General features: G+C 66.6%; 18 protein-coding genes. 12 read left to right on the forward strand and 6 right to left on the reverse strand.

All coding sequences use genetic code 11. The annotated features are described in order from the left end of the window. The first annotated feature begins 419 nt into the window (after nucleotides 1–419). The 5 genes from prpE (at nucleotide 420) to AC3A4T_RS24200 (ending at nucleotide 6,926) form a co-directional block, all read left to right on the forward strand. Nucleotides 420–2,324, forward strand: coding sequence for a propionate--CoA ligase (prpE, locus tag AC3A4T_RS24180; protein ID WP_487677708.1), 1,905 nt, complete (start codon nucleotides 420–422; stop codon nucleotides 2,322–2,324). Between the two features lie 127 nt (nucleotides 2,325–2,451). Next, the gene (locus tag AC3A4T_RS24185) at nucleotides 2,452–3,519 is read left to right on the forward strand and encodes a suppressor of fused domain protein (RefSeq protein WP_487677709.1); all 1,068 of its coding nucleotides are present in this window, start codon (nucleotides 2,452–2,454) and stop codon (nucleotides 3,517–3,519) included. 347 nt (nucleotides 3,520–3,866) lie between these two features. Continuing rightward, nucleotides 3,867–4,754 carry a methylisocitrate lyase gene (gene prpB, locus AC3A4T_RS24190; protein WP_056110813.1) on the forward strand — a complete coding sequence of 296 codons (888 nt, stop codon included), beginning with the start codon at nucleotides 3,867–3,869 and terminating at the stop codon, nucleotides 4,752–4,754. 200 nt (nucleotides 4,755–4,954) lie between these two features. Continuing rightward, on the forward strand, nucleotides 4,955–6,106 hold the full coding sequence (gene prpC / locus AC3A4T_RS24195) for a bifunctional 2-methylcitrate synthase/citrate synthase (RefSeq protein WP_191823622.1): 1,152 nt from the start codon (nucleotides 4,955–4,957) through the stop codon (nucleotides 6,104–6,106). Nucleotides 6,107–6,419: 313 nt separating this feature from the next. Continuing rightward, a complete protein-coding gene (locus AC3A4T_RS24200; RefSeq protein ID WP_487677710.1) occupies nucleotides 6,420–6,926 on the forward strand; it encodes a hypothetical protein in 507 nt (168 codons plus the stop codon). A gap of 239 nt (nucleotides 6,927–7,165) precedes the next feature. On the opposite strand, the gene AC3A4T_RS24205 is transcribed toward AC3A4T_RS24200, so the two are convergent. The 3 genes from AC3A4T_RS24205 to AC3A4T_RS24215 all read right to left on the reverse strand — a co-directional run bounded on the left by AC3A4T_RS24205 (nucleotide 7,166) and on the right by AC3A4T_RS24215 (nucleotide 11,094). Further along, on the reverse strand, nucleotides 7,166–7,777 hold the full coding sequence (locus AC3A4T_RS24205; RefSeq protein ID WP_487677711.1) for a glutathione S-transferase N-terminal domain-containing protein: 612 nt from the start codon (nucleotides 7,775–7,777) through the stop codon (nucleotides 7,166–7,168). A gap of 150 nt (nucleotides 7,778–7,927) precedes the next feature. Next, nucleotides 7,928–8,386, reverse strand: coding sequence for a cell wall hydrolase (locus AC3A4T_RS24210; protein ID WP_056110821.1), 459 nt, complete (start codon nucleotides 8,384–8,386; stop codon nucleotides 7,928–7,930). A gap of 644 nt (nucleotides 8,387–9,030) precedes the next feature. Continuing rightward, the gene (locus AC3A4T_RS24215) at nucleotides 9,031–11,094 is read right to left on the reverse strand and encodes an oxidoreductase (RefSeq protein WP_487677712.1); all 2,064 of its coding nucleotides are present in this window, start codon (nucleotides 11,092–11,094) and stop codon (nucleotides 9,031–9,033) included. 225 nt (nucleotides 11,095–11,319) lie between these two features. Here AC3A4T_RS24215 and AC3A4T_RS24220 point away from each other — a divergent pair, with 225 nt between their 5' ends. The 5 genes from AC3A4T_RS24220 to AC3A4T_RS24240 all read left to right on the forward strand — a co-directional run bounded on the left by AC3A4T_RS24220 (nucleotide 11,320) and on the right by AC3A4T_RS24240 (nucleotide 20,066). After that, the gene (locus tag AC3A4T_RS24220; protein ID WP_487677713.1) at nucleotides 11,320–12,816 is read left to right on the forward strand and encodes a hypothetical protein; all 1,497 of its coding nucleotides are present in this window, start codon (nucleotides 11,320–11,322) and stop codon (nucleotides 12,814–12,816) included. Then, complete coding sequence (locus AC3A4T_RS24225) at nucleotides 12,816–13,796, forward strand: hypothetical protein (protein WP_487677714.1); 981 nt, start codon at nucleotides 12,816–12,818, stop codon at nucleotides 13,794–13,796. Before AC3A4T_RS24220 ends, AC3A4T_RS24225 begins: the two co-directional genes overlap by 1 nt. Then, complete coding sequence (locus AC3A4T_RS24230) at nucleotides 13,789–16,593, forward strand: AAA family ATPase (protein ID WP_487677715.1); 2,805 nt, start codon at nucleotides 13,789–13,791, stop codon at nucleotides 16,591–16,593. Before AC3A4T_RS24225 ends, AC3A4T_RS24230 begins: the two co-directional genes overlap by 8 nt. A 1,062-nt stretch (nucleotides 16,594–17,655) precedes the next feature. Continuing rightward, nucleotides 17,656–19,731 (forward strand): elongation factor G, encoded by a 2,076-nt coding sequence (gene fusA, locus AC3A4T_RS24235; RefSeq protein ID WP_487677716.1) that lies wholly within the window; start codon nucleotides 17,656–17,658, stop codon nucleotides 19,729–19,731. Nucleotides 19,732–19,793: 62 nt separating this feature from the next. Next, the gene (locus AC3A4T_RS24240) at nucleotides 19,794–20,066 is read left to right on the forward strand and encodes a hypothetical protein (protein WP_487677717.1); all 273 of its coding nucleotides are present in this window, start codon (nucleotides 19,794–19,796) and stop codon (nucleotides 20,064–20,066) included. 129 nt (nucleotides 20,067–20,195) lie between these two features. Here AC3A4T_RS24240 and AC3A4T_RS24245 read toward each other — a convergent pair whose 3' ends face one another. Together AC3A4T_RS24245 and AC3A4T_RS24250 are read right to left on the reverse strand one after the other, a co-directional pair. Continuing rightward, nucleotides 20,196–21,212: a zinc-binding alcohol dehydrogenase family protein gene (locus tag AC3A4T_RS24245; RefSeq protein WP_487677718.1), complete on the reverse strand. Its 1,017-nt coding sequence runs from the start codon at nucleotides 21,210–21,212 to the stop codon at nucleotides 20,196–20,198. A gap of 128 nt (nucleotides 21,213–21,340) precedes the next feature. Then, a complete protein-coding gene (locus AC3A4T_RS24250) occupies nucleotides 21,341–22,588 on the reverse strand; it encodes an SGNH/GDSL hydrolase family protein (RefSeq protein WP_487677719.1) in 1,248 nt (415 codons plus the stop codon). 122 nt (nucleotides 22,589–22,710) lie between these two features. Here AC3A4T_RS24250 and AC3A4T_RS24255 point away from each other — a divergent pair, with 122 nt between their 5' ends. Beyond that, the gene (locus AC3A4T_RS24255) at nucleotides 22,711–23,616 is read left to right on the forward strand and encodes a LysR family transcriptional regulator (protein ID WP_487677720.1); all 906 of its coding nucleotides are present in this window, start codon (nucleotides 22,711–22,713) and stop codon (nucleotides 23,614–23,616) included. A gap of 223 nt (nucleotides 23,617–23,839) precedes the next feature. Here AC3A4T_RS24255 and AC3A4T_RS24260 read toward each other — a convergent pair whose 3' ends face one another. Then, on the reverse strand, nucleotides 23,840–25,105 hold the full coding sequence (locus tag AC3A4T_RS24260) for an MFS transporter (RefSeq protein WP_487677721.1): 1,266 nt from the start codon (nucleotides 25,103–25,105) through the stop codon (nucleotides 23,840–23,842). A gap of 100 nt (nucleotides 25,106–25,205) precedes the next feature. Between AC3A4T_RS24260 and AC3A4T_RS24265 the strand changes: the two genes are divergently transcribed. Continuing rightward, nucleotides 25,206–26,120, forward strand: a complete 915-nt coding sequence (locus tag AC3A4T_RS24265) for a LysR family transcriptional regulator (protein ID WP_487677722.1) — start codon at nucleotides 25,206–25,208, stop codon at nucleotides 26,118–26,120. Nucleotides 26,121–26,632 lie beyond the last annotated feature (512 nt).

Consider the following 26,632-nt stretch of genomic DNA (forward strand, 5'->3'; position numbering starts at 1 on the left):
ACGCAGGCATGCGCCACACGGGACATCCTGTCCCGGTGGCGCACGGCGCACATCCATGTGCGCCGCCCTACGGGTGTCCCTTTGTTCTCGCGAGTTATCCGCGCCGCAGCGCTGGATGAACTGCGCGACTTCAGACTCGATCAAAAGCGGCATGGCCTCCCTGTAGGAGCGGCGCAAGCCGCGACCGCGCCACCGCGATTACGACGCAAGGCGCTCACGTCCAATTTTCATAGGAGGCGCCGATTTCCGCTCCCCGAAGATTGCTTACTCCCGAATTCCAAATTCCGACCCCCAATACCTCGATCCCGGCCCATCACACCTTGCCAACACCCCAACCTCTAGACCATGGTCGTAACGCATCCCGCCACAGGCTGGTCTAGCCTGCCGACGGTAGCCCACCGGTTCCACGAGGCAGCCGCATGCGTGACGAGTCCTACCAAGCCTTCCACCGCCGTTCGATCGAGCAGCCCGAAGCGTTCTGGGCCGAGCAGGCGCGGGCGATCCATTGGCACAAGCCGCCGCAGACCATTCTCGATTACTCCCGGCCGCCGTTCCGCAAGTGGTTCGCCGGCGGCGAAACCAACCTGTGCTACAACGCGATCGACCGCCACCTGGACGAACGCGGCGATCAGCTCGCGCTGGTGGCGATTTCCAGCGAGACCGCGCAGACCGTCGAGCTGAGCTATCGCGAACTGCATCGCGAGGTGAACACCTTCGCCGCCGTGCTCAAGTCGCTGGACGTGGGCCGCGGCGATCGGGTGGTGATCTACATGCCGAACATGGCCGAGGCGGTGTTCGCGATGCTCGCCTGCGCGCGCATCGGCGCGGTGCATTCAGTGGTGTTCGGCGGGTTCGCCGCGCATAACCTGGCGCTGCGCATCGACGACGCCACGCCCAAGCTGTTGATCTGCGCCGATGCCGGCATGCGCGGCGGCAAGGTCATCGCCTACAAGCCGCTGGTCGATGCGGCCTGCGAGGAAGCGCAATCGCCGCCGCCGCATGTGTTGGTCGTCAGCCGCGGGCTGGACCCCGCACTCAACATCGTTGCCGATCGCGATCTCGATTACACGACGCTGCGCGCACAGCACGATGGCGAGCAGGTCGCGGTGGAATGGCTCGAATCCAACGAGCCCAGCTACCTGCTGTACACCTCCGGCACCACCGGCAAACCCAAGGGCGTGCAGCGCGACGTCGGCGGCTACGCGGTCGCGCTGGCGCTGTCGATGTGGTCGATCTACGACATCCGCGCGGGGCAGGTGATGTTCTCGACCTCCGATGTGGGTTGGGCGGTCGGTCATTCCTACAACGTCTACGGGCCGCTGATCGCCGGCGCGACCTCGGTGCTGTACGAAGGCCTGCCGACGAATCCCGACCCCGGCATCTGGTGGCGCATCTGCGAGCAATACGGCGTGCGCACGATGTTTTCCTCGCCGACCGGCATCCGCGTGCTGAAGAAGCAGGACACCGCGTGGTTGAAGAAACACGATCTGTCGCAGTTGCATTGGCTGTTCCTGGCCGGTGAGCCGCTCGACGAACCGACCGCGCACTGGATCACCGATGGCATCGGCAAGACCATCATCGACAATTACTGGCAGACCGAAACCGGCTGGCCGGTGCTGTCGTTGATGCCGGGCCTGGACCTGCAACCGGTGAAATTCGGCTCGCCCGGCCTGCCCACGCCGGGCTATCACCTGCGGGTGATCGACGAAGCCACCGGCCTGGACGCCGGCCCGAACGAGAAGGGCGTGCTGGTGATCGTGCCGCCGCTGCCGCCGGGCTGCATGACCACGGTGTGGAACGACGATGCGCGCTTTCTGTCGAGCTACTTCAGCCATTTCAAGGAACTGCTGTACAGCTCGCTGGACTGGGCGATCCGCGACGACGACGGCTACACCTTCATCCTCGGCCGCACCGACGACGTGATCAACGTCGCCGGCCATCGCCTGGGCACGCGCGAGATCGAGGAATCGGTCGCCAGCTACAGCGGCGTGGCCGAAGCGGCGGTGATCGGCGTGCACGACGAACTCAAGGGCCAGGTGCCGGTGGTGTTCGCCACGCTCAAGCCCAGCGGCGAGCAGAACCCGGCGCTGGCCGCCGCGGCGATGCAGCAATGCGTGGTGCAGCAACTCGGCGCGCTGGCGCGGCCGGCGCGGGTGTATGTGGTCAACGCGTTGCCCAAGACCCGCTCGGGCAAGTTGCTACGTCGCTCGATCCAGGCCCTGGCCGAAGACCGCGACCCGGGCGATCTGTCCACGCTTGACGATCCGGCCGCGCTGGACGAAGTCCGCCGCGCGCTCGATCGCGGCGCCGACGCGGGCGGCTGACCCGCGCCGACGCTTGACTCACGCCGGATCACCGAATGTGCGCATTGACGAAATTTTCCCGTGATCGCGTTAGCATCGCCCACGGCATGCGGGCCCGGCCCGCGGTGAAACGGCAGGCGAACACGCGATGCAACACGACACACAAGACGACGAAGCACCGGGCTGGAGCGCGATCGATCGCGCGCTGAACCGGATCTATTCGCGCCAGGAGCCCAAGCATTACGGCACCGTGATCGGTTTCATGCTCGGCGGCAACGATCCCTTGCCGGGCATCAGCGCCTACAAGCGCATCGCCCCGGTGCCGCACTGGCATTTCATCACCTATGGTTTCAGCGAGCTGTATGCGAAGGAGTCCGACGACCCCGAACGCAGCGGTTACGGTTTCGAACTGACCTTCCGCCTGGCCGATCCGGAAGACAGCGAAGATCCGCCTACCTGGGTGCTCAACTTCCTGCAGAACCTCGCGCGTTACGTGTTCAAGACCGGCAACGCGTTCGAGTCCGGGCACTACCTCAACGCCAACGGTCCGATCGCCGCCGACACCGACAGTGCGATCCGCGCGGTCGCCTTCATCGAAGATCCGGAATTGCCGCCGATCGACACGCTCAACGGGCGCGTGGATTTCCTGCAGGTCGTCGGCCTGACCAACGAAGAGGAATTCGCGCTCAAGCGCTGGTCGACCTTGAAGGTGCTGGAGGTCTTCCAGGACTACCTGCCATTGTGGGTCACCGACATCGAGCGTGGCTCGCTGCTTGCGGACGAAGACGTGGCGGCGCGGCTGGCGGAGGGATCGGCGCGCGAGGGTTCCTCGACCGGCATGCTGTTCACCGATCAGCTCGGCTGGGAGCAGCACAAGCGCTTGTTGCGCACGCCGACCACGCAGATCACCCTCGGCGCCAATCAGGTCGGCGAACTGCTCGCGCTGCTGCCGTTGCGGCTGCGCTTCGGCGTGGACTTCCAGTTCATCGGCAAGGACCAGCGCATCGTGTTCGAGCCCGCGCAGCGCTGCGGCGCGGAAGCGGTCGAGGACTCGCTGCATCTGCGGCTCAACGAGCCGGCCTTGCGCAGCCTGGTCTCGCGCCTGCGCGCGCAGGCCGGCAGCTACGAGATCGAAGGCTTTCCGGCCTTGCAGGTCGTGGTCAAGCAAACCCATATCCGCGATCAGGACGGCAATATTGTTCGCACCATCGGTTGAAGCGCGGCAAGTCGCGCATGCGATGGCGCATGGTGTCAGCGTCCGCGCGCGACGGCGTCGCCGCGATGCGGCGGCGCGGGGCAGGGCACGCATTGCCATTCGCCCGCCATGGGTCTGCTCGCAGGCGCTCGATACTCCACCCGATGGTTCGCGGCTGCAACCTCGGTGTTGTGCCTGATCGGCCGAGTCGCCGGCCGGTCGCCAATGGTTTCGCCGACCGTTTCGCCGACCCGGTCGCTGTTCGCTTCCCAGCCGGTCGCGTTCAGCCGCCCGCGACGTCATCGGCCGGTGCGCGCCGCGGGTTAAAATATCTGGATCGCCCCCGACCGGGCACCCGGAGCTTGAAGATGAGCCACCACTCCGCCGGCGCGAAGTTCCGCGCCGCGCTCGCCGAAGAATCGCCGCTGCAGGTCATCGGCGCGATCAACGCCAACCACGCGCTGCTGGCCAAGCGCGCCGGTTACCGCGCCATCTACCTGTCCGGCGGCGGCGTCGCCGCGGGTTCGCTGGGCCTGCCGGACCTGGGCATCAACACGCTCGAGGACGTGCTGGTCGACGTGCGCCGCATCAGCGACGTGTGCGACCTGCCGTTGCTGGTCGACATCGACACCGGCTTCGGCCCGAGCGCGTTCAACATCGAGCGCACGGTCAAGTCGCTGATCAAGGCCGGCGCGGCCGCCTGCCACATCGAGGACCAGGTCGGCGCCAAGCGTTGCGGTCATCGTCCCGGCAAGGAAATCGTCACCGCCGGCGAAATGGCCGATCGGGTCAAGGCCGCGGCCGACGCCAAGACCGATCCGGACTTCTTCCTGATCGCGCGCACCGACGCGATCGCGGTCGACGGCGTGGACGCCGCGATCGAACGCGCCATCGCCTGCGTCGAAGCCGGCGCCGACGGCATCTTCGCCGAGGCCGCCTACGACCTGCCGACCTATCGCCGCTTCGTCGATGCGGTCAAGGTGCCGGTGCTGGCCAACATCACCGAATTCGGCCAGACCCCGTTGTTCACCCGCGACGAACTGGCCTCGGCCGGCGTGGCGATCCAGCTGTTCCCGCTGTCGGCGTTCCGCGCGATGAACAAGGCGGCCGAGAACGTGTATCAGTCGATCCGTCGCGACGGGCATCAGAAGAACGTGGTCGACACGATGCAGACGCGCGAGGAGCTTTACGACCGCATTGGGTATCACGCGTTCGAAGGAAAATTGGACGCGTTGTTCGCCAAGAAGAGCGGTTGATCTGATTTTTCCTTCTCCTGCGCAGCGGGAGAAGGTGGCCCGAAGGGCCGGACGCCCCGAAGGAAGCACCCTTGGGGTGTGAGGGCGCGAAACTTCACGCGAGCGACGCAAGCCGGAATTCGCGTGCCCTCACCCTTGCCCTCTCCCATCAATGGGAGAGGGAATAAGGAATAGAAGACAATCTATCTAGAGGAAGGACCATGAGCGACACGCAACAGACTCTGCCCAAGCCCAAGAAATCCGTCGCGCTGAGCGGCACCGCCGCGGGCAATACCGCGCTGTGCACCGTCGGCCGCAGCGGCAACGATCTGCATTACCGCGGCTACGACATCCACGATCTGGCGACCAAGTCGACCTTCGAGGAAGTCTCGCACCTGCTGGTCCACGGCGTGCTGCCGACCGCCTCGCAGCTCAAGGCCTACAAGACCAAGCTCAAGCGCCTGCGCGGCCTGCCGGCGATCGTCACCGACGCGCTGGAGCTGGTGCCGGCCAACGCCCATCCGATGGACGTGCTGCGCACCGGCTGCTCGGTGCTCGGTACCGTGCTGCCCGAGCGCGAAGGTCACCCGGCCAGCGAGGCGCGCGATATCGCCGACCGCCTGATCGCCAGCTTCGGTTCGATGCTGCTGTACTGGTGGCACTTCACCCGCAACGGCCGCCGCATCGATTGCGAAACCGACGACGACTCGGTCGCCGCGCACTTCCTGCACCTGCTGCACGGCGAACCGCCGAGCCAGCTGCTGGCCGATTCGCTGGACAAGTCGCTGATCCTGTACGCCGAGCACGAGTTCAACGCGAGCACGTTCACCGCGCGCGTCATCGCCGGTACCGGTTCGGACCTGCATTCGTGCATCACCGGCGCGATCGGCGCGCTGCGCGGCCCCAAGCACGGCGGCGCCAACGAAGTCGCGATGGACATCATCTCGCGCTACAACAGCGCCGATGAGGCCGAGGCCGACATCCGCGCGCGCGTGGAGCGCAAGGAAATCGTGATCGGCTTCGGCCATCCGGTCTACACCACCGGCGATCCGCGCAATCCGATCATCAAGGAGATCTCGCGCGCGCTGTGCAAGGACGGCGGCAACCAGGTCCTGTTCGACGTCAGCGAACGCATCGAGACCTTGATGTGGGACAGCAAGAAGATGTTCCCGAACCTGGATTGGTACTCGGCGTCGGCCTATCACATGATGGGCATTCCGACCCCGATGTTCACCCCGCTGTTCGTGATCGCGCGCACCACCGGCTGGAGCGCGCACGTGATCGAGCAGCGCGAGGACGGCAAGATCATCCGCCCGAGCGCGAACTACACCGGGCCGGAAGATCGCGCCTACGTGCCGATCGAGCAGCGCTGACCGCGTGTCGCCGGGCCGCGTCGGCATGACGATGCGGCCCGGCGGTAAAACGTAGGACGCAAGGCAAAAAGGCCAGGCGATCGCCTGGCCTTTTTCGTGCATCCGACCTTTGCAGGTTGACGTATTTCCGTTTACGACTAACGTCGAATACGACACAGAAACGTCATGGAGTCACATGCCATGATCCGCTGCCAGCCGGGAGCACGACGGTGCTGGCCGAGCGCGCGAGCGTAGCGAAGTCTGCAGTCAACGCAGCCGATGCCTGCGGTCCGCGACGTTCGCAGTGCGATCGGATTCACTACGAGGGATAGCCATGCGCGACAGCGATCTGCCGGTCAAAACGAACGACGGCCGCGATGAGATCCAGCACCGCTCGCGCAAATTGCCGCCGGTCTTGCGTTCGATCCTGCTGATCGTCGACGGCGAGCGCAGCGTGCGCCATCTGCGCGATCTGATCGCCAGCCTGCATGGCCCGGCCGATGCGCTGGAGCAACTCGAAAGCCTGGGGCTGATCGCCTCCTCGGCGGCGGTCGCGGCCACGGCGAGCGCGCATGCGCCGACCCCGGGTGTTGCGTTCGCGCTGCCGACCGGCGCGCCGGTGGATAGCCCGCAGCGGTATCAGACGCTGTATACGCTGATGAGCGAAACCGTGCGCGAGCATCTGGGGCTGCGCGGGTATTTTCTGCAGCTCAAGATCGAACGCTGCTCGAACAGCGAGGAACTCGGCGAGGTGTTGCCGGAGTTGAGCGCGGCGTTGGCGAAGGCGCGCAAGGATGATATTGCCGCGGAGATCGAGGCGAGGTTTTCTGCCGGGACCTGAGGGTGTGGGTCGCGTCTTGCGGCTTCGGTTCGGTGATGAAGCTGGCGCAGTAGGTTAGTTTGCGCGGTCGCAGCTTACGCAGCTCCTACAGGGGCTGTTGCGGGTTTCGCTTTGATCTGGGGGTTGCGTTGTTTGCGCGGCCACTGCGACTGATGCTGGATGATGCGGCGTGTGCAGCTCATGCGAAGCCTTGGCATCGCATCGGGCGTGTACCCGATGCGATGACGATGCGGCCGCGCTTACTGCAGGCCTTCGGCCTTCAATGCCGCCTGCACGCCGGGATCGGCTTCCATGCGGCGCTTGAACGCGGCCAGATGCTCGTAGCCCGACATGTCGACGCCGACCGAGTCGGCCCAGCGCAGGGTGATGTAGAGATACGGATCGGCGTAGCTGCGGAAACCCGCGAGCCATTCGCGATCGGCCAGGCGCTGGTCGGCGCTGGCGTACATCGCGCGCACACGTTCGCGCGCGTGCTGGCGCACGGTGTCGGCTTGAGCGGGATCGGGATGGAATGCGCCGGGTCCGAAGATCGGCTTGAACGCCGGATGCAGATCGGAATTGACGAATGCGAGCCAGCGCGAGGCTTCGGCGTGCTGTTGCGCGCTGCCGTCGCCGGTCAGATGCGCTTGCGGAAATTTGTCCGCGATGTAGCCCAGGATCGCGCTGTTCTGGGTCAGCACGAAATCGCCGTCGACCACCGCCGGCACCGCGCCGGCCGGATTGATCGCGAGGTAGGCCGGGGCCTTCATCGTGTCCTTGTCCAGCACTTCGACTTCGAACGCGCCGCCGGTCCACTGCAACGCGATATGGTCGGCGGTCGAACACGCGCCGGGCTTGCTGTAGAGCTTCATGCCTTGCCTCTTCGATGAAGGAATCGGGCAGGCGATTATCGACGATCTTGGTTAGAGCAGGGATTGGAGATTCGTGATTTGGGATTCGTAAAAGCGGGGGCGTCGCGCTTTTGCGAATCCCGAATCCCTATTCCCGAATCCCGGCTTTCATCAGCCTCGGCGCGACTTGAGCTTCTGCACCTTATAGAAGGTGTGATCGCCGATGGTCGCGACCTGATACGCGTTGCGCCACGACGGGCTGGCGATCGCGTGGGCGGCGAAGTGGCTCGCGCCCGGCACGATTTCCTTGCGCTTGCCCGCGGGCAACGCCCAGTTGCGTTCGGCGGCCAGCGCGACGTTGACCGATTCGGTCCACGCTTCGCTGTTGCTCAGACGCGTGCCCGGCGACACCAGGGTCGGGGCGAACTGCTTGTTGGCGGTGACCACCGAGCAGACGGTATCGCCCCACAGGCCGCTGTCGCGGCGGCGCAGGGCGACCTCGGCGACGGCTTGCTGGCCGCGCAGGGACTGGTCGCGGGCTTCCAGGTACACGGTGGTGCTCAAACACAGCGAATCGGCGGTTTGCGGCGGCAATACGGATGCCAACCACAGGATCCAAGCCAGTTTCATATGACTCCTTGCTCCGTTGCGTCGGCCGCACTGGGTCTTCGATCTCCCGAACGGGAAAGCGGGACAGCGGTGAGCTGACATGGCGTACTGGGGAGGGCAGCGGCTCTAGCGGCGCGCTTTTGCCCCGTCATCGGGCCGGGGGCGAATGGGCGCCCGGAGCGATGGTGGGTGCCGGCCTCTGCAGGGGGCGGCGGAAAAGTTGGCGAACGGTAGCGACGGCTAGCCAAACAAAACCTGAACGTCTATTTCCAAGTTTCTAATTTAGTTGGAGTTTTTATTCTGAACAGGTGGTAGGTCGTTGGTTCTACAGGGCTTTGTGCCGGCAGGAAGCGTGCCGGGCTTGTCTCAAGCCTCTGTGAGCCGGATCTGCGACTGCGCGATTTGGCGTCTCCGAGGCGGGGTGGACTCGGCTCGGGGTGGGATTTGCGGCTGGTTCGGCAAGTCTGAATGGGGGTTTGAGCGGATCGGGCCGTAATCCGGCCGGCGAAGGGAGGTTTCGCCGGTCACTCGATGTCGTGGTCGCGGCTCGCGCCGCTCCTACATTTAGGGATTCGGGAGTTGGGATTCGGGATTCGCAACGGCCACAGCGGTTCGACCGCTTTTACCGAATCTCGAATCCCCAATCTCGAATCCCGCGTCGCGCTTCACAGCGACGCTGCGAGCCGACTCGCCTGCGCAATCGCGCGCTTGGCATCAAGCTCCGCGGCGACGTCGGCGCCGCCGATCACATGCACCGATGTACCGCGCTCGGCCAACGCAGCGGCCAGCGGCTTGAACGGTTCCTGCCCGGCGCAGATCACGATCTGATCGACCGGCAGCACCTGATCGCTGCCGTCGACGCGAACGTGGAAGCCCTCGTCGTCGACACCTATATATTCGACCCCGCCGATCATCCGCACCTGCTTCGCCTTGAGCGTGGCGCGGTGGATCCAACCAGTGGTCTTGCCGAGTTTCGCGCCGGGTTTGCCGGGGCTGCGCTGCAGCAGCCAGACCTCGCGCGCGGGCGGTTCGGGCCGCGGCGCGACCAGGCCGCCGCGGTTGTCGCCATAGCCCAGGTCCACGCCCCATTCGGCGCGCCAACGCGCCGGATCGGGATGCCGCGGCGCGTCGATCGAATGCGGGCCGTCATGCACCAGGAACTCGGCCACGTCGAAACCGATGCCGCCCGCGCCGACGATCGCCACGCGCTTGCCCGCGACCACCCGGCCCTTGAGCACGTCCAGATAGGACACGACCTTCGGATGATCCGAACCCGGGAACGCGACCTCGCGCGGCTTGATCCCGGTCGCGAGCACCACCTCGTCGAAGTCGGCCAGCATCGCCGCATCCGCGCTTGTGTTTAGACGCAACTCGACCCCGGTCTGCTCGATCCGCCCGGCGAAATAGCGCAGCGTTTCGAAGAATTCCTCCTTGCCCGGAATGCGCTTGGCCAGATTGAACTGGCCGCCGATTTCGCCGGCGGCATCGAACAAGGTCACGCGGTGGCCGCGCTCGGCCGCGACCGTCGCGCAGGCCAGTCCGGCCGGCCCGGCGCCGACCACCGCCACGCGCTTGGGCGTCTTGGTCGGCAGGTAATTGAGTTCGGTCTCGGCGCAGGCGCGCGGGTTGACCAGGCAGCTGGCGTGCTTGTTCTCGAACACATGGTCCAGGCAGGCCTGATTGCAGCCGATACACGTATTGATGTCGGCCGCGCGCTGCCGCTGGGCCTTGTCGACCCAGGCCGGGTCGGCCAGCAACGGCCGCGCCATCGACACCATGTCGGCTTCGCCCGCGGCGAGGATGCGTTCGGCCACGTCGGGCATGTTGATGCGGTTGGTGGTGACCAGCGGAATCCGCACCTCAGGTTTGAGCCGCGCGGTGATGCCGGTGAACGCGCCGCGCGGCACCGAGGTGGCGATGGTCGGCACGCGCGCCTCGTGCCAGCCGATGCCGGTGTTGATGAGGGTCGCGCCGGCCGCTTCGATCGCCTTGGCCTGGGCGACGACTTCGCTCCAGCTGGAGCCTTCGTCGACCAGATCGATCATCGACAGGCGATAGATGATGATGAAATCCGGGCCGCAGGCTTCGCGGATGCGGCGGACGATTTCGACGCTGAAACGAAAGCGCTTGACCGCGTCGCCGCCCCAGGCGTCGTTGCGCTTGTTGCTGCGCGGCGCGGTGAATTCGTTGAGCAGATAGCCTTCCGAACCCATCACCTCGACGCCGTCGTAACCGGCCTCGCGCGCCAGCCGCGCCGAATTGACGAAGGCCTTGATCTGGCGTTCGACCCCGCCGGCCGACAGCGCGCGCGGAGTGAACGGATTGATCGGCGCCTTGAGCTTGCTCGGCGCGACCTGCAGCGGGTGATAGCCGTAGCGGCCGGCGTGCAGGATCTGCATGCAGATGCGTCCGCCGCGCGCATGGACCGCGGCGGTGACCTGCTTGTGCTTGCCGGTTTCCCACGGCCAGCTGAGCTTGCCGCCGAACGGCTTGAGCCAGCCGACGATGTTCGGCGCGAAACCGCCGGTGACGATCAGGCCGACCCCGCCGGCCGCGCGCTCGCCGAAGTAGGCCGCCAGTTTGGGGAAATCGGCGGCCTTGTCCTCCAGCCCGGTGTGCATCGAACCCATCAGCACGCGGTTGGGCAGGGTGCAGAACCCCAGGTCCAGCGGCGCGAACAGATGCGGGTAGAGCGGGTGCGAAGCGGTGCTGCGGGCGGCCGTGGTCATGCTGGCTGAATACGCTGGCGTATGGATTGGGCACGATGCCGCGAATAGCGCGCCAATTCAAGCGGAATCGACGCTTGGGGCGCGCTGTGGGCTGAGCGGCGGGCCGGGCCGTCGCGGTCCCCGGTCAAGGCCGGGCGAAGACAGGCACCGAACGCGCCCGAATGCAACGGTTGTCACGGACGCGGCGCATCGCCGAACATGCCCGACCCCCGTAGCCCCGCCTCCATGGACGCCGCCCCCGAAAACAGCCTCCAGGATTACCTGCGCGCCGACATCGTCGCCGCCGACCTGCCCGACCTGCAGCCCCTGCTGGGCGCGCGCGATCTGCTGCGCGCGTTCTCCACCTTGTTCCATGGCGGCGAAGAGTCGGTGATGGTGCGGCTGCTGGTGCTGCGCGCGATCGGCGAACGCGGCCAGGCCCCGGACTGGACCCCGCAGGAACTGCGCGAACACTTCGGCTACCTCGATCCGGTCAAGTTCGACACCGTGATCGGGCGCCTGCGCGAAAACGATCTGCTGCTGTGGGACGGGCAGACCCAGCGTTACCGGATCAGCCCGGTCGGTCGTCAAGCCTTGTCGGCGATCGGCCTGCTGCTGCAGTTCAATCGCGAGGGCGACGAACTGGCCTACGTGACCGCGCAGATCGCCGCCGGCCAGGCGGTCGGCAGAGTGCGTCCGGACGATCTGCAGCATCTGCTGTCGCGGCTCAACGAATTGCGCGAGGACTTCGATCAGGCCGTGCTCAGCGGTTCGGAGCACCGCATCCTGCGCGCCGCCGGCACTTTGCAGCAGGCCTGGCGCTGGATCGAGAAGGGCACCCAGATCGTCGAGGAGATTTCCTCGGACCTGGAACTCGACAGCCACACCCACCGCGTCGCCCAGCAGATCGGCCGCGCGCAGAGCGCGATGCTGCGCCAGGCCTCGGTGTTCCAGCGCGCGCTCAGCCAGCTCGATCGCCATCGCGTGCATCTGGGCGCGAGCGGCCTGTCGTCGTCGGACGTCAATCGTTATCTGCGCGGACTCGATGCGAAGGCGCTGGCCGCCCTGGCCGACGACGTGCTCGCGCGTTCGGCGATCCCGGCGTTCATGCTGTCGCCGATCGCGCTCGACGTGGCCGAGTACGAACTGGTCGAACGCGAGCGCGAAGCGCACGAAGACCAGTCGCTGCCGCCCGCGCAGGCCGCGCCCGACACCGAGGCTTCGCCGGCCGCGGCCACCGATTTCCAGTTCGCCGAGAATTGGCTCGATCAGTTGACCGCGTTGGCCGATGTCGCCGCCGCGTCCGCGGATGCACCGGCGCAATTGAGCGCGGTGGTGCCGCAGGACAGTTTCGCGCTCAGCGCGTATCGCTTGTCCTTGCTCGGGCTGATCGGCGATCCCGGCGCGGAGAACCGCAACGGCGTGAGCGCGTCGATGGCGCGGCTGCCATTGGCGTGGCGCGTCGACACCGAATTCGAAACCATCGATCGCGCCGGCGTGGCCTATATGAGCCGCGGCCGCCTGGAAGCGCCCGATTACATCACCTTGCACGGCAAGCAGCCGCGCAGGCGCGCCGAAGCGCGCGAGGATGTCGAGGATGTCGAGGACGCGAGCGCGCCCGACGCCGCGCCCGCGACGGCCGCGGCACCCAAACGCAAACCCAAGAAGAAGAGCGCCGACACGCCCGCTGCCGCACCCGCCGGCAAGCGCGTCAAAGCGAGCAAGGACACCGCGGACACCTGATGAACGACCCCATCGCTTCCCTGATCGCGCGCCTGCTGGCCGAACGCTGGTTGCCGCGCGACGACGTCGCGGTCCGCGATCTGCTGACCGACGCCGAACTGCGCAACGACCTCGACCGCCGTCTCGCCGCGGCCGGCATGCGCCTGCTCGAACATCCTTACGCCGCCAACATCGCCGTCGGTATTGCCCGCCCGCAGGAATCGGCGGTGTTCGGCAGCGCCAAGGCCTGGTCGTCGACCAACCTGCAACTCGACCGCGATGCGATCGCGCTGCTGGTGGTGCTGTGGGCGCTGCTGGTGCTGCCCAAGCGCCAGCGCCAGATCGCGCGCCAGCAGGCCGATCGCGATCAGGACCAGGAGCAGATGTTCGCCGAACTCAAGCCGGTGCCGGTCGGCGCCGAAGTGGTCGAGCCGATCAACGAGCGCACCTTGCTCGCCGATTTCGCCGAGAAACTCGGCGGCAAGACCCGCATCCAGTTCAACCTGGGTTCGCTGGCGCGGCAGGGGTTCATCGTGCGGCGCAAGGAACGCATCCATGAAGGCCCGTTGCTCGACCTCGCCCTGGATTACGAACGCATCGCCGGCCGGGTGATGGACGGCGCGCTGTCGTTCGTGGTCGCCGAGGCGCGCCATTACAGCGCCGACAATCCCGAACTCGAAGGCGAGACCGAAGCCGAGGCGCAGGCCGATGCGGCGTTGCTGGCCGATATCGAGGCGGGGATTTATTCCGATCTGGATACGTATGCCCAAGCGGGAATCGGGAATGGGGAATCGGGAATCGGCGCGGTGTTCGATGATGGCGAAGGCGATGCAATGGATCCGTTGCCGCCGTTGCAGGGCGATGCGGTCGCCAACGACGAAGTTGGAACCACGGCAAACGACGATGCCGAAGCAATCGCGGTAAGCGACGACGCTGACGACAGCGCAGCAAATCCGGACACCACACCCAAGCAAAACCAGGAGGCCGCGGCCGATGTTTGAGTTCCGCTCCCTCGAAGTCGTTCACTGGGATTACTGGCAGCGTTTCCAGTTGCCGCTGGACGCGTCCATCGTCACCGTGGTCGGTCCCAATGGTTCGGGCAAGACCACCTTGCTCGACGCGCTGCGCACCTTGCTGGCGATCGAAGACCGCGACACCGCGCGCGACTACAAGACCTATCTGCGCCACAACGGCAAACCGTACGCGTGGTTGCGCGCGGTGGTCAGCAATCGTCCGGACAAGCGCGGCGGCCGGCCGTTCTTCCCGATCAAGGACGATGTGGTCACCCTGGCCTGCCGCATCCGCAAGCGCGGTGGCGACTGGAGCCGCGATTATCAGATCGTCGCCGGCGACACGCCGGTGGAAACGCTCGAACAGGGCGGCGATTGGCTCGGCGTGCGCGATTACCGCGTGCGCCTGGCCGGCGCCGGTCTGACCCGCGCGATCTGCCGCGTACTCACCCTTGAGCAGGGCGCGACCGACAAGCTCTGCCAGTACTCGCCGCGCGATCTGCTGCAACTGATCTTCGACGTGTTCGAAGACAAGGCGGTGCTCGACGATTACCAACGCGCGCGCACCGAGCAGTTCGATGTCGAAAAGGAATTGCAGCAGCTCGGCCAGGATCTCGCCGGTCTGCATCTGCGCCTGGAATCGGCCAAGGCCGACGTGCGTTCGTTCGAGGAAGGCAATGCGCTGCGCAATCAGCGCCATCGTCTGGAAAGCGAAATCGCGCCGAAGGTCGAACTGGCCGATCAGCGCGTGGCGATCGAAGGCGCCAAGCCGCGTCTGACCGGGCTGCGCCGCGCGCTGCGCGAACGCGAGCGGATCCTCGAGGAGATGCGCGCCGACGACGCGATCGCTGCGACCGGCCGCGACGTGCTGCAGGAAGCGATGCGCGAAGCGCGCCGTCACGTCACCGCGAGCGAGCAGGCCTTCACTCAGGCGCGCGACGCCGCGCGCGATGCCGAAATGCTGGTCAAGCGTCGCGACGAGCTGGCGCGCCTGCAGGCTCAGCGCGGCGCGATCGACGTCGAGGCGCTCAGCGCCAGCGTCGAAAGCGGCCGCCGCCGCCAGGCCGAGTTGAAACTGGAAGCCGAGCGCGACCGCAAGCGCAGCGGCGAGATTTCCGCGCAGACTGCCGCGCTCAGTGGCGGCGGCCGCATCGTCGAGCCGTTCGAACGCGATTTCCGCGCCGGGCTCGAACAGGCCGGGATCAAGCATCAGGTGCTGACCGAACTGGTCGAGATCGCCGATCCGCAGTGGTCGGTCGCGGTCGAAGCGGTGTTGGCGCCGTACCGGCATCTGCTGGTGCTGGAAAATCCCAAGGACGCACGGGTCGCGTGGAAGCTCGGCGAGAGCCAGCAGTACCGTCACTTCATCGTCGCCGAACGCGCGCCGGTGCCCAAGGCCAGCGCCGGTTCCTTGCTGGAAGTGGTGCGTTTCTCGGCCGATCCGCCGGCGTGGCTGCCGCGTCAGCTCGATCGCATCCGTCGCGTCACCGACATCGAACACGGCGCGCGCCTGCCGGCCGGGCAGGACTGGATCACCCAGAAGGGCTATCTGCGCGAGAGTCGCGGTGGTCGCCATATCGGCGGCAACCAGCATCATTTCGGCAGTGGCGCGCGACAATCGCATCTGGCCGAATTGCGCGCGGAGCTGGCGACGATCACCCAGCGCGCGCAGTCGCGCGAGGCCGAGCTGCACGAGCTGAGCCAGCGCGTCGACGCCGATCAATCGCGCTTGATGGGTTTGGACGCGGCGCAGGAACTGGTCACCCGCGCCAACGAATTCGCCGACGCGCAGGCGCGTCTGCCCGAACTGGCCGAGGCGGCTGGCGAAGCCGCGGCCGCGTTGGCGCAGGCGCGCGCCAAGATCGACGAAGCCGCCGAGCAGGACAAGGCCGAAGGCATCGCCGCGGCCAAGCGCCAGGGCCAGATCGACGCGCTCGCGCGCGAGTTGCGCGAACGCGGGCAGCAGATCAACGGCGAACGCCAGAGCCTGATTCAGCGCATCCTCGATTACCGTCGCAAGCGCGCGCTGATGCCCGATGCCTGGCGCAGTCCGGCCGCGCTCGCGGCCGCGCGCGCCGAGTACGAAAGCACCTCGGCGGTGCGCCGCGAGATCGAGCGCATGGACGATCGGCTTGAGCGCGGCGGTTTCGTTTCCGACGAATCCTGCGTGCCGTTGCGCGACAAGATCGGCGCCGATCACGACGAACTGGAAAGTTCGATCGGCCGTCGCGAAGCGCATCTGGACCGCGCCAAGCGGCTCACCGAAGAAGCGCGTGGCGCCTACATCAACGTGCTGCGCGCGACCGTGCGCCGTTACAAGAAGAACCTCGCCGCGCTCGGCGAACTGGCCGGCATCGGCGTCGATGCCGACATGCCGGAACTCGCCAACGACGACGTGACCTTGGCCCAGGCCGGGCTGTCGGTGCGCTTCGATTTCGACCGCAAGGGCTGGATCGGCCTGGACGATGGCGAGGCCTCGGGCGGCCAGCAGGTGATGAAGTCGCTGCTGTTGCTGGTGGCCTTGCTGCGCGACGAAGACCAGCCGGGCGGCTTCGTCTTCATCGACGAACCGTTCGCGCACCTGGACGTGTTCAATATCGAGAAGGTCGGTCGCTTCCTGCGCGCCACCGATGCGCAGTACATCCTGACCACGCCGATCACCCACAACCTCAACGTGTTCGAACCCTCTGATCTGGTGCTGGCGACCAGCAAGCGCCGCGGCGGTAATCCGTGGGCGGAAGCGGTGGCGGTGCTCAAGCGCAAGCGCGAGGACGGCAAGGCGGCGTGAGGGTTTTTGGCTGAAGGTAATTCAGCCTGGCTGCTAGGACGGCTCCGTGATCTTTCCGGAGCCCGTGTCTTTCTCGGCGCGAGTGTTTCTCGACGCGAGTGTTTCTTCAAAATCGAATTCGCCTTGCTGTGGCCTTTGCCGTTGCTGTTCCCCCCTTTGGAAAAGGGGGGCAGGGGGGATTCGCTTTTGCTTTCTCTCCATCGCACCGCCGAGCGGCTAAAAGCGAATCCCCCGCGCATCGATCGCCACCCAGCATCGAATCACGCCGGGCGCTCGCCCCCTTTTCCAAAGTGGGCGCCGATTTCAGCCGCGGCTTCGTGCGAAGAAATTGTCGGCTCCGTGATCCGCTGAGAACCATTTGTCTTCGGCAATCGCAGTGGTTGCGCCTTCGCTTTTGCTTTCTCTCCATCGCACCGCCAACCACCCAAAAGCGAATCCCCCGCGCACCAATCGCCACCCAGCATCGAACCACCCCGGGCGCTCGCCCCCTTTTCCAAAGTGGGCGCCGATTTCAGCCGCGGCTTCGTGCGAATCAACGATATCGGCCGCACGCCTTGCCGGCTCAAGCAAGACACTCCATCCGCCCGACCTTCATCCAGCCGATGGTCATCCAGCCAATGGAACGATACATCCCAACCACCCAAGCCCCGCGGCCATTGACTCCCGCCGCGCCGCCCTTACTCTATGCACACCCAAAACCGCAGTCGCACCGCGCCCATGAAGCAGTTCCCGCTACTGATATCGCTGCAAGCCCAGCGCGTGAGCGCGGGCCGGGTGCGCCTGCCTCCTGTGATTTTCGCCGCCGCGTCGATGTAAGCGACCGCGCGAAGCCACACCGGAACAAGCACCCGCAAGGGTGCTTTTTTATTGCCCAGAATTTGTCAAAGACGATTCGTAGATACGATTCGGGCGAACCGCCAAGCAAGCACCATTCCATCCACCGAAACCCCTGAAAACCAAGGAGAACGTGCCATGAATTCCACGGCCGAAACCCAAACCTAGCCGCGCGCCTTGCAGCCAACAGGGGCGCGCGGCCTCCTGTGTTGGCATCAAGGCTTAGTCATGAACACCACGAACACCACGCTCCGCACTCTCAACCTCGACAGCTCGCGCTGGCGCAACCTCGGCATCATCGCCCACGTCGACGCCGGTAAGACCACGCTGACCGAACGGCTGCTGTGGAAAACCGGCGCGATCCATCGCGTCGGCGAAGTCCACGACGGCGCCGCCACCACCGACTTCGATCCGATCGAACAACGCCGCGGCATCACCATCGGCGCGGCCGCGGTGCAGACGCACTGGACCCCGCACGGCCAGGCCGAACACCGGTTGACCATCATCGACACCCCCGGCCACATCGACTTCGCGATCGAAGTCGAGCGTTCGCTGCGCGTGCTCGACGGCGCGGTCGCTGTGTTCAGCGCGGTCGACGGCGTGCAGCCGCAATCGGAAAGCGTGTGGCGCCAGGCGCGCCGGCACGGCGTGCCGCTGATCGCGTTCGTCAACAAGATGGACCGCGTCGGCGCGTCGTTCGAGCAGACCCTCGCGCAGATGCGCGACAAGCTCGATGCGACGCCGTGGGCGATCGGCCGGCCGCTGGGCGCGGAAAGCGAACTGCGCGGTTGGGTCGACCTGGTCGCGCGCGAACTCGTGCTGTGGGACGAGGCGGGCGGCATCGCCCGGCGTCCCTGGAACGACGAGGAAACGCGCGAACACGAACCGCTTCGCGAGCGCCTGATCGAGGCCGTCGCCGATCACGACGACGAACTCGCGCAGGCCTTCCTGGAAGCGCGCGCGGTCGACGCCGAACTGCTCAAGGCGGCGCTGCGTCGCGGCACCTTGAAGGGCGCCGGTACGCCGGTGCTGGGCGGCTCCGCGTTCAAGAACAAGGGCGTGGAAACCCTGCTCGACGCCATCGTCGACTACCTGCCGTCGCCGCTGGATCGTCCGTGGGTGACGGCGCAAAGCGAGGACGGCGAAGTCGCGCTGGCGCCGGATGCCTCGGGCCCGTTGGGCGGTCTGGTGTTCAAGATCGTGCATCAGGAACACGGTGCGCTGTCGTTCGTGCGTTTGTACTCGGGCACGCTGCGGGTCGGCGATACGGTGTGGGCCTCGCGTCGCGAGCGCGCGCAGCGGGTCGGTCGACTGGTGGTGGTGCAGGCCGATCACGGCCGCGATGTCGAGGTGGCGTATGCCGGCGAGATCGTCGCGATCCAGGGATGGAAGGACGCGGTCAGCGGCGAAACCCTCAGCGGCGTCGAACGCAAGCTCGCGCTCGACACGATCCAGGCGCAGCCGGCGGTGTTGTCGTGGCGTCTGACCGCGGCCAAGGCCAGCGACCTGATCCGTCTGGGCCAGGGCTTGGCCAGCCTGGCCCAGGAGGATCCGTCGTTCCGGGTCGGCACCGATCCGGAAACCGGCGAAACCCTGGTCTGGGGCATGGGCGAGCTGCATCTGGACGTCATGGTCGAGCGCCTGCGCGTAGGCTGGGGCGTGGACGTGCGCACCGGTTCGCCGCGCGTGGCCTATCAGGAAACCCCGAGCGCCGCGGTTGCCGGCATCGAGGGCAAGGTGGTCAAGCGCAACGGCGGACAAGGCCAGTTCGCGTGGGTGACGATCGATGTCGCGCCGCGCGAGGACGGCCAGTTCGAGTTCGTCGATCGCAGCAGCGGCGGCGTGGTGCCCAAGAACTTCGTCAATGCGACGGAGAAGGGCCTGCGCGCGGCGTTGAGCGAAGGCCCGCGCGGTTATCCGCTGGTCGGCCTCACCGTCAGCCTCACCGACGGCGAGACCCACGCGGTCGACTCCAGCGAACTGGCGTTCCAGCGCGCCGCGAGCGAAGCCTTGAAGGCGGCGTTGGCGGTGAGCGGCACGACCTTGCTCGAACCGGTGATGGCGCTGGTCATCGACACCCCCGCCGGCAACGTCGGCGATGTGGTCGGCGATCTGCAACGTCGCTCGGGCCGGGTGCTCGGCATCGAGGACAAGGGCAGCCGCTCCGACGTGAGCGCGCGCGCGCCGTTGGCCGCTCTGTCGGGTTACGCGACCGCGCTGCGTTCTCTGACCCAGGGTCGGGCTTCGGCGTCGGTGGTGTTCAACGGCTACGAGCAGGCCCGGCAGGAGGCCAAGGCCGGGTAAGGCAGGACGCGCCGCGGATCGCGGCGTGAAGCAGGACGAGGAGGGCGGCGACGACGGATGCGATGAACGCTCCGGGGTCGACCGCCCTTCTTTTTGACCGGCCGGCCGACTGGTCGATCGTCCGGCCGATTCGGGGGACGATTTGTGCGGGCGCCGAGCCTATCGAACAGGCGGAGTGGTTCGCCGACAAGGCCAAGGCGTCCGGGCAACCGGTCGAATACCACCCGATCGCCGACTATGCGCACGGCCCGGCGTGGACCCGCGGGATCATGGGCGATCAGTTGCGCTTGATCGAAACCTATCTGCTCAAGGGGTGCGGCGGTTCGGGTTTGTAATGCGCGACTTGATTCGCGAGTAAACGAAGGGCGCTGCATCGCTGCAGCGCCCTTCGCATATCCGCGTGTGTTCGCGCCTGCGAAGCGACGGTCGCATCGAACCCGATGCGACCGTAGCCGCGCGCCGCATCACCAGCCCGCCAACACCAGCTTGCCGATCGTGCTGCCCGACTCCAGCCGGCGATGGGTTTCGCGCAGGTTCGCCGCGTTGATCGTGCCGATGGTCGCGCTGTGCGTGCCCTTGAGTTCGCCGGCATCGATCAACTGAGCGACGCGATCGAGGATGCGCCCTTGTTCGATCATGTCGGCGGTCTGGAAGCGCGGACGGGAGAACATCATTTCCCAGTGGATGCCGATGCACTTTGCCTTGTACGGATCGCCGATCTTGAGCGCGCCCGACGGCTCCACGATCAGGCCGACATGGCCCTGCGGCGCGAGCACTTCGCCCAGCACCTCCCAGTAGCGATCGGTATCGGCCAGGTTCAACGCGGCGTCGACGTGTTCGAAACCCAGCGCCTTGAGCTGCGGTGCCAGCGGCTGACGGTGGTCGATCACGTGATCGGCGCCCATCTGCTTGCTCCAGTCGATGCTTTCGCCGCGCGAAGCGGTGGCGATCACGCTGAAACCCGCGCGCTTGGCGAGCTGGATCGCGATCGAACCCACGCCGCCGGCGCCGGCGAGGATCAGCAGTGACTTGCCCTGTCCGCCGTGTTCGGAATCGAACGGCATGCGCTGGAACAGCAGCTCCCACGCGGTGATCGCGGTCAGCGGCAACGCCGCGGCCTGCGCCGCGCTCAGCGAGGCCGGCGCGGCGCCGACGATGCGTTCGTCGACCAGATGCAGTTCGCTGTTGCTGCCCGGACGGGTGATGTCGCCGGCGTAATAGACGCGGTCGCCGACTTTGAAGCGGGTGACGTTTTCGCCGACCGCTTCGACCACGCCGGCGGCGTCGTAGCCGAGCACGCGCGGCTGCGCTTCGACCTGCGGCTTGGGCGAACGCACCTTGGTGTCGACCGGGTTGACCGAGATCGCTTCCACCCGCACGAGCAGATCGTGGCCACTGGCGACCGGCGCGGGCAGGTCGACATCGAGCAGCGATTGCGGGTCGTCGATCGGCAGGTAATGGGTGAGGGCTACGGCTTTCATTGCGAACTCCAGAGTGCTTGGGGAGGTGAGGCCGGCATCGTGGTGGCGAGGCCGGATTGTGCGAAAACTTGGCGAACGATGGTGCGAAGGCGGTTGCATCCGGGCGAGTCGATGCGGTGCATCTGAAATCAGCGCGGGCCGAACAGCACGTCCTCGTCGACCGCCGCGGCCATCGCGCGATAACCCGCATCGCCCGGGTGCAGGCGGTCGCCGGAGTCGTACGCCGGCAGGAAGCGTTGCGGGTGCGCCGGATCACGGGTGATCGCGTCGAAGTCGACCACCGCGTCGAACTCGCCGCTGTCGCGGATCCAGGTGTTGACGGCCTGGCGCACCTGGTCCTTGTCGGTGTTGTAGTAATCACGGATCGGCGCATCCGGCAGCGCGCCTTCGAACGGGGTCAGGGTCGCGCCGACGATGCGCACGCCGTGCACGTGCGCGCGCGCGATCAACTGGCGGTAACCGGCGATCAGGCGCGGCGCGCTCATCGCTTCACGCCTGGGTTCGAAACTGCTGCCGGGCCAAGCGATATCGTTGATGCCCAGCAGCACGAACACGGTGTCGGGTTTCAGGCTCAGCACGTCGCGTTCGAACCGCGCCAGCGCGCTCACGCCCATGCCGTCGTTCAACACCTGTCCGCCGGAAATGCCGGCGTTGAGCACGGCGATATCGCGCTTGGCCAGACGCTCGGCAAGAAAATCGGGCCAGCGTTGATAACGGTTCGGCGTGGACGCGGCGCCGTCGGTGATCGAATCGCCGAGGATCACCACGCTGCGCGTCGGCCGCGCGGATTCGACGTACACGCCGCTGAGGAACGGCCGCGTCTGCAAGGTGTCGGCGTGCGCGAGCTGCGCGTCGGCGGTGCGATCGCCGGCGACCAGATACGCGTCCTGACGGCCTTCCCAATGAAAGGTCTGCACCGCGGTGTCGCGCGGCAGGTACAGGCTGACCGCGACTTCGCCGAGCGCGGCGACGTCCAGGTCGACCGGATCGCTGAGCACCGGCGCGCCCGGCGGCAGGGTGACGCCGGGCTGGCCGCCGAAGCTCAGCACGCGATCGCTGGCCGGGTCGATGCGCGATCCGCCGGTGCTGAGCGCGATCCGCGCCGCGCCGATCGTCACCGGCTGCGCGCCGTAGGCATTCGACAAGGCGATGCGCACCGTTCCGCCGCCGACGCTGACCCGCGCGACCTGGCGCAGGGTCTGGTCGCGCAGATGGGGCGGGGTGGCGGTGGGCAGCACGAAATCGGTGCCCCAGGTGGCTTGGGGGCTGGCGCTCCAAGTGCCGACCCAGTGCGTGTCGGCCGCCGAGGCGGGTGCCGACAGGGCCATGGCGAGCGCGGCGGCGGCTAGGGGTTTGAGCAAGGCGGAAGCGTTCATGGGCGGAAACCGGGAAGCGTCGGGGATTCGACGCAGCCACGATGCGTTCTTCCGATATCGCTAGGTAGCAGGCAAGATTGCATAGGCGTCATTCCATTTCGGAATGGGATCGCGGGAGACCCATGGACACCCTTCGCGGCATGCGCACCTTCGTGCGCGCGGTCGAACTCGGCAGCCTGTCGGCGGTGGCGCGCGAACTGCAGACCACCCAGCCGACCGTCAGCAAGACCGTCGCCGCGCTCGAACAGGAACTGGGCGTGCGCTTGCTTCAACGCAGCACCACTCACCTCGCGCCGACCGAGCAAGGCCGGCGTTTCTACGAACGCGCGCGGCGGGTGCTGGAGGAATACGGCGAAGCCGTCGCCGATGCGCGCGGCCTGACCGAGACCCCGGCCGGACTGTTGCGTGTGAGTGCGCCGGTCAGCATTGGTGTGTTGCGACTCAATCGGTTGATGCAGGAATTCCTGACGACATATCCGCAGATCGAGATCGAGCTGATCCTCAACGATCGCTATGTCGATCTGGTCGAAGAAGGCATGGACGCGGCGCTGCGGCTCGGCGCGAACCTGCCGCCGAACGCGGTCGCGCGCCGGATCGCGCTGTCGCCGCGCGGGCTGGTGGCCTCGCACGCGTACCTGCGCGCGCATCCGCCGATCGAAACCCCGCAGGACGTGCTGAGCCACAACTACCTGCGCTTCGCCTGGGCCAGCGAGAGTGTCGAGTTGCAAGGGCCGGAGGGCGAAGTGCAGCGCTTGCAGGCGAACGGTCGCTATCGGATCAACAACTCGCTGGGGATACGCGAGAGTTTCCTGATCGGCGCGGGCGTGGGCCTGGCGCCGGCCTGGTTGGTGCAAGACCTGATCGACAGCGGCGAACTGAGCTGGGTGTTGCCGCAATGGCGGGCGTCGGCGCATGAGGTGTATCTGCTGTATCCGGCGCGGCGGTATCTGCCGTTGCGGACGCGGGTGTTTTTGGAGTTCTTGCGCGAGCGGTTGGTGGGGTTGCCTGGGTTTGTTACTGCGCAGTGACAAGTCGCTTTGTGCTGACACGGCAGCATCGCGTACTCCAAGACCGTCATCCCCGCGAAGGCGGGGATCCAGAGACTTCAGAGTCATGTCGCGATGAAGCCCTGGATCCCCGCCTTCGCGGGGATGACGAGCAAAAGCGAAGGCGTGCATGCGTGCCGGTGCCCGTTGAATGCAGATATCTGTGTAGGGGACGGTCGTCAGCGAGAGTCGTCGACTCAACGACTCAACCGGCCGCACACGCCGGTGCTGTAGCGGCGTCGTCAGCATCCGACGCAACCGCGCCGCCATGCGTCGCCAACCGCCCCGGCCGATCCAACCGCGCCGCCCACACCGCCAGCACCAAACCCGACAGCGTCACCAACGCCGCCACCCAGGTCACCGCGCCCAGTCCGGGCCCGTGTTCGATCACCGCGCCGCCGAGCCACGCGCCCAGCGCATTGCCCAAGTTGAACGCGCCGATATTCAAACTCGACGCGAGGTTCTGCCCGGCCGGATCGGTCTTCTGCAGCACCCATAGCTGCAAGGGCGGCACGGTCGCGAACGCGGCCACGCCGAGCAGGCCGACGAAGGCGATCGCGGCGATCGGGTTGTGCAAGGCGAACGTCATCACGCCCAGCACCGCCGCCAGCGCGATCAAGGTGCCGATCAAGGCCGGCGTCAAACGTTTGTCGGCCAATCGACCGCCGACGATGTTGCCCAGGATCATGCCGACCCCGAACACCAGCAGGATCGGCGACACCGCCGCCTCGGTGAAACCGCTGATGCGGGTCAAAATCGGCTGGATGAAGGTGTACACGGTGAACACACCGGCGAAGCCGAGCACCGTCATCGCCAGGCCGAGCAGCACCTGCGGATGCACCACCGCCTTGACCTCGCGGCGCAGCGCGACCGGCTCAGGCTTCGTCTTATCTTTCGGCACCAAGGTGGCGATCACGATGGTCGCGATCACGCCGATCACCGACACCGCCCAGAACGTCGAACGCCAGCCGTAATGCAAGCCGAGCCACGCGCCCGCCGGCACGCCGAGCAAGGTCGCCACGGTCAGGCCGGTGAACATGATCGAGATCGCCGAGGCTTTCTTGTCGGCCGGCACCAGCCCGGTCGCGACCACCGCGCCGACGCCGAAGAAGGTGCCGTGCGCGAGCGAAGTGATCACCCGCGCGATCATCAGCACGGTGTAGTTCGGCGCGATCGCACAGACGATGTTGCCGAGGGTGAAGATGATCATCAGCGCGACCAGCACCGCCTTGCGCGGCATGCGCCCGGTCGCGATGGTCAGCACCGGCGCGCCGACGAACACGCCCAGCGCGTAACCGGAGATCAGCAGCCCGGCCGCGGCCAGCCCGACCTGCAGATCGGCGGCGACCTGCAGCAGCAGGCCCATGATCACGAACTCGGTGGTGCCGATGCCGAAGGCGCCGACGGTCAGCGCGTACAGCGCGACAGGCAAGCCCTTGCGGGCGGCGGGAGCGGACGATGAGGCGTGCATGCGGGCGCATCCGTGGAAACGATGCGGCAGTCTGGTCCGTTGCATCTTGTAGAAAAACAGCCAAGATGCGGAATCACTATCAACGAATCGTTGAAAGTCCATGGACCGCGTCGACGACCTCAACCTGTTCCTGCGCGTGCTCGACCTGGGCTCGATCAGCGCCGCCGCGCGCAGCCTGGACCTGTCGGTCGCGGTCGCCAGCCAGCGCCTCAAGCGGCTCGAGCGCGACCTCGGCGTGCGCCTGCTGCACCGGACCACCCGGCAACTGCACCCCACCGCCGAGGGCATGGCCCTGGCCGAACGCGGCCGCGCCCTGATCGAAGACCTCGACGCGCTGACCTCGGACCTGCGCCAGGCCGGCAGCGAACCCTCCGGCCTGCTGCGGGTCACCACCTCGGCCTCGTTCGGCCGCCAGTACATCTCGCCGCTGCTACCCGAATTCCAGCGTCGCTACCCGTTGGTGCGGCTGAGCGTGAACCTTAACGACGAACGCCTGGACCTGATCGCCTCGGGCATGGACCTGGCGATCCGCATCGGCGCACTCGACGACTCGACCCTGGTCGCGCGCAAACTCGCCCACAACCGGCGCGTGCTCGCCGCCTCGCCCGAGTACCTGCGCCAGCGCGCCGCACCGCGCGTGCCGCAGGACCTCAGCGAGCACGAATGCCTGCTGCTGGTCGGCGCACAGGGGCGGATGGAGTATTGGCGTTTCCTCGACCGCGACGGTCACGCCAGCACCGTGCGGGTCAACGGCCGGCTCGAAAGCAACTTCGGCGAAGTCCTGCGCGACGCCGCGCTCGCCGGCCTGGGCATCGCCCACTTCTCGACCTGGCACGTCCACGAAGACCTGCGCGCCGGGCGCCTGATCCAGGTGTTGCCCGATTACGAACTGCCCGACACCGCGATCCACGCGGTGATGCCGCAGCGCCGGTTCGTGCCGTCGCGGGTGCGGGCGTTCGTGGATTTCGTGGCCGAGTCGTTCGGCGAGGTGCCGCCGTGGGAGCGGGGTGGGTGAGGGTGCATCCTTGCGTGCCAACGGTATCAGCTTGACGGCCGCATGGAGTTTTTGAATTGCGTTTTATTCGGATGCAAATCCGAAGTTGTATCCATGCGTCCGGCGCCTGTCCCGCACGAGCGAGCCACGCTCTCATGGCCTGCCTGTAGGAGCGACGTGAGTCGCGACCGCGTCATCGCGACAACCTCGCAACCTTCGTCGTAGCCGCATCCCCGCGGTCGCGGCTCGCGCCGCTCCTACAGGTAAGCCATGCCGCTCCTGTTTGAGCTTGAAGCCACGCAGTTCATCCAGCGCTGCGAAGTCACGCACTCGCGTTAGCAAATGAACACCCGAAGGGCGACGCGCATGGATGCGCGTCGCGCGCCACCGGGACAAGGATGTCCCGTGTGGCGCGTGCCCGCGTCGGCTCCGCACTTGCGGGCCCTTGATCCACAAAAAAGCATTTTTCTTTGGTTACCTTTTGACCGAAGGGAATCCAGACGGACTTTTGTTGCTTTAGACAAAAGAAAGTG

It is taken from the genome of Lysobacter sp. Soil_N_51 (assembly GCF_057655755.1).

Bases quoted from the DNA above. Each gene is read 5' to 3' on its own strand.
- prpE (WP_487677708.1), top strand. From the start codon at position 420: ATGCGTGACGAGTCCTACCAAGCCTTCCACCGCCGTTCGATCGAGCAG.
- AC3A4T_RS24185 (WP_487677709.1), top strand. From the start codon at position 2,452: ATGCAACACGACACACAAGACGACGAAGCACCGGGCTGGAGCGCGATC.
- prpB (WP_056110813.1), top strand. From the start codon at position 3,867: ATGAGCCACCACTCCGCCGGCGCGAAGTTCCGCGCCGCGCTCGCCGAA.
- prpC (WP_191823622.1), top strand. From the start codon at position 4,955: ATGAGCGACACGCAACAGACTCTGCCCAAGCCCAAGAAATCCGTCGCG.
- AC3A4T_RS24200 (WP_487677710.1), top strand. From the start codon at position 6,420: ATGCGCGACAGCGATCTGCCGGTCAAAACGAACGACGGCCGCGATGAG.
- AC3A4T_RS24205 (WP_487677711.1), bottom strand. From the start codon at position 7,777: ATGAAGCTCTACAGCAAGCCCGGCGCGTGTTCGACCGCCGACCATATC.
- AC3A4T_RS24210 (WP_056110821.1), bottom strand. From the start codon at position 8,386: ATGAAACTGGCTTGGATCCTGTGGTTGGCATCCGTATTGCCGCCGCAA.
- AC3A4T_RS24215 (WP_487677712.1), bottom strand. From the start codon at position 11,094: ATGACCACGGCCGCCCGCAGCACCGCTTCGCACCCGCTCTACCCGCAT.
- AC3A4T_RS24220 (WP_487677713.1), top strand. From the start codon at position 11,320: ATGGACGCCGCCCCCGAAAACAGCCTCCAGGATTACCTGCGCGCCGAC.
- AC3A4T_RS24225 (WP_487677714.1), top strand. From the start codon at position 12,816: ATGAACGACCCCATCGCTTCCCTGATCGCGCGCCTGCTGGCCGAACGC.
- AC3A4T_RS24230 (WP_487677715.1), top strand. From the start codon at position 13,789: ATGTTTGAGTTCCGCTCCCTCGAAGTCGTTCACTGGGATTACTGGCAG.
- fusA (WP_487677716.1), top strand. From the start codon at position 17,656: ATGAACACCACGAACACCACGCTCCGCACTCTCAACCTCGACAGCTCG.
- AC3A4T_RS24240 (WP_487677717.1), top strand. From the start codon at position 19,794: ATGAACGCTCCGGGGTCGACCGCCCTTCTTTTTGACCGGCCGGCCGAC.
- AC3A4T_RS24245 (WP_487677718.1), bottom strand. From the start codon at position 21,212: ATGAAAGCCGTAGCCCTCACCCATTACCTGCCGATCGACGACCCGCAA.
- AC3A4T_RS24250 (WP_487677719.1), bottom strand. From the start codon at position 22,588: ATGAACGCTTCCGCCTTGCTCAAACCCCTAGCCGCCGCCGCGCTCGCC.
- AC3A4T_RS24255 (WP_487677720.1), top strand. From the start codon at position 22,711: ATGGACACCCTTCGCGGCATGCGCACCTTCGTGCGCGCGGTCGAACTC.
- AC3A4T_RS24260 (WP_487677721.1), bottom strand. From the start codon at position 25,105: ATGCACGCCTCATCGTCCGCTCCCGCCGCCCGCAAGGGCTTGCCTGTC.
- AC3A4T_RS24265 (WP_487677722.1), top strand. From the start codon at position 25,206: ATGGACCGCGTCGACGACCTCAACCTGTTCCTGCGCGTGCTCGACCTG.